The 8,257-nt window shown below is 28.8% G+C and carries 6 protein-coding genes and 1 pseudogene; 2 read left to right on the top strand and 5 right to left on the bottom strand.

Features of this window, described 5'->3' with window-relative positions; all coding sequences use genetic code 11:
• Positions 1 to 1,623 precede the first annotated feature (1,623 nt).
• Complete coding sequence (locus G8Y84_RS07405) at positions 1,624 to 2,613, bottom strand: replication initiator protein A (RefSeq protein WP_107389655.1); 990 nt, start codon at positions 2,611 to 2,613, stop codon at positions 1,624 to 1,626.
• A gap of 440 nt (positions 2,614 to 3,053) precedes the next feature.
• Here G8Y84_RS07405 and G8Y84_RS07400 point away from each other — a divergent pair, with 440 nt between their 5' ends.
• Entirely contained in the window at positions 3,054 to 3,797 is a 744-nt protein-coding gene (locus G8Y84_RS07400) for a DUF536 domain-containing protein (RefSeq protein WP_031794970.1), read from the top strand.
• A 70-nt stretch (positions 3,798 to 3,867) separates the two neighbouring features.
• Here the strand turns inward: G8Y84_RS07400 and G8Y84_RS11500 are convergent.
• The 4 genes and pseudogenes from G8Y84_RS11500 to G8Y84_RS07380 form a co-directional block, all read right to left on the bottom strand.
• A pseudogene (locus G8Y84_RS11500) lies at positions 3,868 to 4,053 on the bottom strand (protein rep); the annotation flags it as partial.
• A 240-nt stretch (positions 4,054 to 4,293) separates the two neighbouring features.
• Complete coding sequence (locus tag G8Y84_RS07390; protein WP_031797809.1) at positions 4,294 to 4,542, bottom strand: hypothetical protein; 249 nt, start codon at positions 4,540 to 4,542, stop codon at positions 4,294 to 4,296.
• Positions 4,543 to 4,755: 213 nt separating this feature from the next.
• Positions 4,756 to 5,100 carry a DUF4260 domain-containing protein gene (locus G8Y84_RS07385; protein ID WP_031797807.1) on the bottom strand — a complete coding sequence of 115 codons (345 nt, stop codon included), beginning with the start codon at positions 5,098 to 5,100 and terminating at the stop codon, positions 4,756 to 4,758.
• 27 nt (positions 5,101 to 5,127) lie between these two features.
• Positions 5,128 to 5,325, bottom strand: a complete 198-nt coding sequence (locus tag G8Y84_RS07380) for a hypothetical protein (protein WP_031797806.1) — start codon at positions 5,323 to 5,325, stop codon at positions 5,128 to 5,130.
• Positions 5,326 to 8,002: 2,677 nt separating this feature from the next.
• Here G8Y84_RS07380 and G8Y84_RS07375 point away from each other — a divergent pair.
• The gene (locus tag G8Y84_RS07375) at positions 8,003 to 8,098 is read left to right on the top strand and encodes a type I toxin-antitoxin system Fst family toxin (protein WP_000889979.1); all 96 of its coding nucleotides are present in this window, start codon (positions 8,003 to 8,005) and stop codon (positions 8,096 to 8,098) included.
• Positions 8,099 to 8,257 lie beyond the last annotated feature (159 nt).

Below are 8,257 nucleotides of genomic sequence, written 5' to 3'. Positions count from 1 at the left end.
ATAAAGCTATACCAAAAATAAACATATAAGAAAAAGTATTTGAATATTTTTCAAAAAAATTAGCCATGCTATCACTCCTTTTTAGCAAACTTTATCACAATAGTTATTGCTTTACAGGTCTATTTTTCGTCGTTATAATCTAGTTAAATCCCGCAAGGGCGCACTTATACGTTCTATCCGAACATTTGCTAAAACCTTAATCGACCTTCGTCGATTTTTTATTTTAAATTCAAAGAAACGGCTTGAGATATTCCGAGCAGTTATAAAAATTAATTTGCGTTGAATATTGCTACTGCATTCTTGAAAAAGTGATGCAGATTTATAGCCCATAACTTTTTTGAATTCCATCGACGATACGGCGTCGAAAGAAAAATAAACAGACCGTATGAAAGAAAAAGCTACCTCATTTTATCTGGGGTAGCTTTTATTTTTTATGTCCTTATTTTGAATTTTAAAGGGTATTTTGAAGGCTTAGAGGTAAATTGTATGGTTTTATACCTAAAAGTTCATATATCCTCTTAAAACGCAAATATGAGCCGAATACAACAACAAATCTATTGCAAAGTTTCCGCAAACCAAGTTTTCGATTTAGCAAACAATATAGCACTTTCAAACCAGTCATATCAAAGTCTAAAGGGTTATATATATCACTCAAAAACTATAAATATAGCACTCCGAAGTCAAGCATACCAACGCTTTTACAGAGATGTATAGCATCTCTTAATCCTGCACTACCCCTTTTGACTGAAAAGTGGGTTAGCGAAAAGAGTTTGCACTTTATCAAAATCACACACTATTACAATTCAAAACCACAACAACTTTTATGCCGAGAAAATTTATTGATCAATGAGAAGAACCCTTAACTAAACTTGAAGACGAATGTCAGCATAGCGTGAGCTATTAAGTCAACCATTCGACAAGTTTTGGGATTGTTAAGGGTTTAGAGGCTCAACCTCAATAAAGCAATTGGGTTTTGGTTTTTGAAACGAGTTGAAAACGAGTTTTCTTTTTGTCTTGATACTATTAGAAATAACTCAACCTATATAAAATTTTAGGTATAAAACTATATGGATTACCCTTAAGTCTTTAAAATGTCCCCTTAGAATTCAAAGAAAATAAGTTATTGATATTCCCTCAAGTTTCTATATTAAAGATATAATCTTGATTCTTTATTTCTAGCCCTTTATAAGTGTATATTGCTATTAATTTTGGTATATTAACAATATAGTGAAAGAGGAGGTTGTATTCCTCCTATAGATTAGATAGCTAATCTATAGTCTCTATGATTAAACGAATAACTTCTCTTAGTAAGTTGCTAGCACTTACTAAGAGTTTTTTTAGTTTACATTATAATATTAATAAAATAGACTCCTGTACATCGAAATAAAAAAAGAAACAACCGATAAAAAAGTAGCAAAACCATAGTAATATTTATATCAATAATTATCGAAAATGGAATATCAAAATACCTAGTACTCTAACCAAAACTTGTTTTTCTTTTAGTGATTAATAAAATACCACAAATACTTTTTGACGTACTAAAGTTATGAAAGTATTTAAGTTAAATAACAATAAATTTATGTAATACAAACTAATGGATCCTTAATCTTTGTTAAAGATTCATTATTTATAATTTCTTCTCTTTTTAGTTAGGTGTTCTTTAAATGCTTGAGCTTCTGCTGCTAATTCTTGATCATTTTCCTCTTTCAATTTAAATTCTTCAGGATGAGTTATCCATCTAGGTGTTTTTTCCTTACTTTTTAGTGAGTGTATATTATATTTAACATTAAAATTTTGAGCTTGTTCTAAATCATAAATATGATTATTAGCCCACACTTGTAATATTTTAGCTAAGTACTGTTTAGGATTATTGCCATTTTCAGAAGCATACTTGATAGCATAATCTAAAAGTTCATTAGACATATTGATACTTAACGAAGCAATTTTTTCTACAAATGCTTTTGTAGGTCTAACAGACATTTCTTCTTCTAAAAGTTTAACTAAATATTTTTTCTTACTACTACTACCTTTTACAGTTTTTGTAGTAGTATCATTAATATCAGTATCATTAATATCAGTATCATTAATATCAGTATCATTAATATCAGTATCATTTGCGTATGAATTTGATACATCTTGATGTATCATTTTAATACATCCGGATGTATCATTTTGATATTTCCGGATGTATGAATTTGATACATCCTTATTATTTCTGGATTCGAAGATATTTTCCTCTTTTTTTATTAGGTATACGTCTTCTTTAGTTAATACTGGTTTTTTTAAATATAATTTATTGGGCTTATTAAGACCCACTCTTATTTGACTAAATAAGCCAGCATTCTGTAATTCTTTTTTGATTTTAGAAAGTTTATTTGGGCTACTTATGTTGAGTATTTTTTTTAAAGTTTCATTTGTGAAAATAAAGAATATATCCCCATTTTCATCAATCCAACTGTTTTTTATAGATAGATCTAAACGATCACGTAAAATTGCATATGCAATTTTTGCATCATTAGATAATTTTGTGTATTTCGGATTGGTAAAAAACACTTTAGGTAGTTGATAAAATTTTTCTCTTTGGATTTCGTTAATATTAAAGTTAGTAGACATAATAAAAACCTCTTTCTGTAGTTTAGATAGAGGTAATAAAACAATTTTAACGTATGTTATATGTTTTGTGCTTGCAATTACATGGATGGATATATATAATACAAGTATCAAAAATTATATAAACAAACGAGTGCGAATCGTTTTATTACCAAGAGTTGATGCTACGCCAATAGCCTCAACTCTTTTAATATTTATAGAGTAATAGTAACACTTTTAAGGTTATATATAAAGAATTTAATTATAGTTAGAAAAAAACCTTTATAGGTTGAGATGAGTAAAATTTTTCTTAGTACCTAGTTAGGTGATAAGGAAAAATATATTACTCATTAATTTGGGATTTAGGTGGTAATTAATCAGTATTTTAGGTGCTAAAAAGATGAAATACAATTTATTAGGTGGTAAAATTTAGGTGCTAAATTAGGTAGCTAAGGATGGGTGTCATGAAAACTATTAAAATGGTTGCTGATGAGTTGGATGTTACTAAGCAAACTATTGTTAATAATGCCAAAAGCTTAAATATATCTTTTGAAAAAGAAAATGGGATTAACTATATTAATGATAATGATTATTTGAAGATTGTAGAAAAAATCACCAAGAAAGTGAATAAAACGAAAAATAAAGATTCAGTAAAAAAAGAACTATTTAATGAAAACACTTCAGAAATTAAAAAGGATATATATAATCATTCAAATAATTCTAAGATATTACAGACGAGAATAAATGAGTTAGAAAAGCAAATCGAAATGTTTGAAGCTAGGGCTAAAAACGATGAAAAATATATTGATAACCTAACTAAACAATTAGATCAACAAAATAGTAATGTTAATACATTAAATAAACTGTTGGAAAATCAACAAATATTAGCTTTAGAAAGTAATAGAAAAATACAAAGATTGGAGTCTGAATTAGAAGAAGAAAAGCAACTTAATTATTCTGCTAATAAAAGAATGGATACTGAATTTAAAGAAACAAAGTACAATACGAATTCCATTAATATTGATTCAGATAACCAAGAACGAAAAATGACTTCCCGTTTTAACGATGTAATTAAAGATAAAAATGAGAATAAACAACCAAATAGTGAATCACAAGAGACTGATTATATAGAAGATAATCAAAAAGATATAGGGATTAAAGAAAATCAATCTAAAAAAAGCTTATGGCATCGACTATTTGGTAATTAAGCACAAAATGAAAAGGGGTTAAAACCCTATATCCCAGTCCCTTTTCATTTTTCAACTTTGCAACAGAACCCAAAATATTACCACAATCTCTGACATTATGAGCTTTCTTTAATTTCAAAACTTCTAATATATCTGCATAACTCACATTATCAATTTTCTTATCTTTCCAAGGACGTTCTTTACCACTTTTAGACACGTCTTTAAGTGTTTCGTTACCTTGATTTTCAAAAATATATTTTGTATGATTAGTATGCATAACAAAACACCAACATTCTTACAAATTGGTTATATAAAAGCATAAAAAAACCCCCAGTATTGATTTAGATTGGACACCTTAATCATACTACTGGGGTTTTTTTATGTCAAAAATTCTTTCAACACCTAAAAATAGCTAAAACCCTTGTGACACTAAGAATTAGAGCGTATTTTTAAAATCGAATTATTTCTAATAGTATCAAGACAAGAAGAAACTCGTTTCACTCGTTTCAAAAACGACCTATTTTCTTAACGCAGTTTTAACGAAGATATAAATTATTAAGACAATAATAAGAATACTAAAAGCTATATTAAATACCTCTAAATCAAAAAAATTCACAAACGCAAAACTATTATACTGAGACTCGCTGATAACATTATCAATTCCTCTAGCGTCAACTTCAATTTTATTTAACAACCACAAAACTACTGATATTCCAATTAATACAACAACAGATTCTAATAATGCTTTACTAAAACTTTTAACCAATGTAAAACCCCTTTCCATGTCTTTAAAGTCATCTTACTCTTTAAATTGCTTTATTCCAATTGCTTTATTGACGTTGAGCCTCGGAACCCTTAACAATCCCAAAACTTGTCGAATCGTCGGCTTAATAGCTCACGCTATGCCGACATTCGTCTTCAAGTTTAGTTAAGGGTTCTTCTCAACTTCAATAAATTTTCTCGGCATAAATGCGTGCTATTAAACTTTTTGTATTGTTGTTTTATCAAAACCAACAGTGTATTTTAAACCATACCCAATCGTTCTATCCATAGCAATATGAGCCAACCAAATCAATGCAATTCCTAATAACAAATCCACTCCCATAGCTAAATAAAGCAAAGTGATCAATATCGGAATTATATAAGAATGACCAATATTATAAATATAACTACCAATTTTATTATTGTATAAATATCCCAACATAGAAATATCAGGAACTAACAAAAATATTAAAAAAAGCCATAATGAAAAACCAAACATAAAATAAACAACCACAGCAGTAATAAAAACAAATGCATTTTCCAACCTAATCAAATTACCCATAAAACTCCTCCCTTTTTTATTAGATTACTAAAACACGTTACCTAAAACGATTAAAAATAATGCGCAAATAATAGCTACTCCACCACAGTAAATACTCGCTTTGTAACTAACTTTTTTATTACTTTTACTAATGACTTTATAAATTTCATTTCCCCAAAAAACTAAAGCAGATATTCCAAACACAATAAAACCTATCCCAAATACATAACCTAAAATATCTATCATGTTAATCCCTCCTTCAACTTTGTTTATATCAATACTATCAAAGAAAAAAGGTAACAAATCTAACAAAATTGTAAGTATCTAAATTGCTTTATTCCAATTGCTTTATTGACAACGAGCCTCTGAACCCTTAACAAACCCAAAACTTGTCGAATCGTCGGCTTAATAGCTCACGCTATGCCGACATTCGTCTTCAAGTTTAGTTAAGGGTTCTTCTCATTGATCAATAAATTTTCTCGGCATAAAAGCCTGCTCATCTCCTCAAGTTTTTACTCGAACCACATAAAAATTTGAGAAATAGCTAGCACTAAAAATCTGAATTTTACTTTTCAATAACTCTTGCTTTCTTATAAATTTATCCACTTTCAGTTTTTCTTTTAACAAAATTTTAGCAAAGCCAATAATCATTTTTAGATATTTCTCAGTTACATACAAACTAAAATTTTACATAAACCTCTTCGAAAAATGACGCTTTTTCAATCTCTAAAATTTCATTTTTACCAAAAATATATAACCCTAGTGCTTTCATTTTGAAGTTATCTCATCTTTTAAATTTCAATAAATTTCAAAATATCCTATTTGGCCGTAGGATTCGGTATGAGCATAAGGGAGCCCAGTACCACCCAAGGTGGTATTCAGCATAGCTGAAAGGTTCTCCTTACCACTCACGATGTTCATTTGCGCTTATAAAGCTTGATATAACAGTATTTATGAGTGTATTTTTATTTTTGAAATTAGGTCTTACTAATTCAATTTATAGTTTGTTAAGTGGGACTGTAAAAAAATACTTTATCCTATAAAAGAATCCTTTCATATCAAGGGGTTTAGAGAGCAAATCCTATCGATAGGATATCGGAATATTCTGACATCCTATATTTGAACTGTTTTTTTAACGACTTTTAGGGATACTTCATGAGATGAAATGCGCTTTTTGATGGGTTTAAAATTTGCTAAAGCCTAGGATATTTACTATTAAAAAAGATGAGTTGTTTCAATGAAAAACTTAAAGGCTGAGATATTTAATGGAACAAATTAAACTTCTTATCAAGTAAATAATACTTTTTAAGAGGTTAATTTGTTCTTGTTGAACACATAAAAAATATCAATCACTTGATCGTATTTTTAAATTTTTGAACAGGTTAGAGTTTCGATTTTTTAACATTAATTCAAGTGGATGATCTATTTTTCGTTCTTCAAAGTTTAACTTTCTAACCACTTTTTAGATGTCATTTGATTTTAAATTACTAATATTTTTTTCGAAAGTGAACCCACTTTTCACTATAAACATTTTTACTTAACGAACATCTTAAACATCATTTTTCTATAATTAATGTGCAAGGACTTTATCGTTTGATTTAACTTTTATGAAGTTGGAATGTTGGTAAAGCATGTCAAAAATTATAAAGGATGCGTACTTATTATTTTTTATTAGACCGAATAAATGGTCTTAAAAGAATAAAGAGGTGATACTAAATGTTGTTTATAGCATTGATTTTTGGATGAGTGGTTTGTTGCATAGCTTCATATTTAGTAAATATTCGGTATATCATCATCTCTAAAATCTATAAGTTTTGGGGAGAAAACAAAGAGGCAATGTTTTTAGTCGTTAAACGTAAGTATAAATATATTGTGGTATTCGTAACGATAACTACTTTCGTACTTTTAATTTTAAATGAGCAACTAGGTATGTACTCGTTAGGTCTTTTTATTGGATTGATTTACTATTATGCCTGTTATCAAGTAATGTTTAAAAAGGAAAAAGTGATCATATTGAAACAAACTTCTTTAAGCATGTCTCTGTTTTTCGGAAATTTTTAATAGAGGGAAGACTTGAATTGTTCCTTTGGTTTTTATCAATGTTCTTTGTGTTCACAGTCCTAATCAGTTATATATATATATATATCTTTTTACCTTATCAAGTTTTAGTATTTTTCGCTTCAGGTGACTTAAAAGCATTAATGAGTTATTTAGGATTATTAAGTATATTAATTATTCCACCTGTACTTATAAAATTGTTCACATGGCCAAAAAGACAAAGAGAATTATTAATAAAGGTCACAAAGGCATCATTAGTATTCATATACGGGTTTGTAGTAGTTTATGCACCAATGATGACTGATGATATGAGTAATTATATGAAGTTCATCTCTATTATGTTATATATGGTACTTCTATTTTCTAACATTATATTTATATTTGTAGATCTAATAGATTACTATAAAGAAAAATTGGAGAGTGACTAGCGATAACTTTCCTTTTAAATCATAGTGCCTTGGTTCAATATCCGTATTGATGTTTTAAATTTTATGTCGACGATATATCAACTGAGTTACCCCGAATTTTTGTGAGGACTAGTGTGATTTTTCGATTTTGGTAGCTAATATACTTTATACGTGCATACCTTATACATGCATAAAGTATGCATGTATAAGGTATGCACGTATGCAAATAAGTGTTGAGTAATTTGAGCTTTAAAAAATAGGTAGCCATGCAGAGTGAAATTATATTTTCTAAAGTGAATCAAATCCATCCAATGTGCTAGTAGTGTGTATAAAAGTAAGAGAATTAACATATGTAGGCTTATCGGAGGTACATGTGCTTTAAAAAGTGTAGATGGTATAATAATGAAGTCGCCTATCTCTCAGGCGTCAAATTTAGACGCAGAGAGGAGGTGTTATTCATGCTAGAAATTCTTGTTCACATCACGACCACAGTCATCAGTGGTTGTATTGTTGCGTTGTTTACGCATTGGCTACGTAATCGCAACGATAAATAGGCGACTTTAGCCACACCTAAAAAATCCCCTCACTACGGCCATAGTGAGGGGATTGGTGTATTCACGCTAGAATTCTTGTTAATTGTATTATAACACTGATTAGTAGACGAATGCAAAATCTCTGAAGTATTTTTATTTTTTCTTCAGCTAATTTGTATT

Origin of the sequence: Staphylococcus sp. 11511212 (assembly GCF_011394755.1) — a bacterium.
Taxonomy (GTDB): domain Bacteria; phylum Bacillota; class Bacilli; order Staphylococcales; family Staphylococcaceae; genus Staphylococcus; species Staphylococcus chromogenes.
This window is presented reverse-complemented; position numbering and strand designations above follow the sequence as displayed.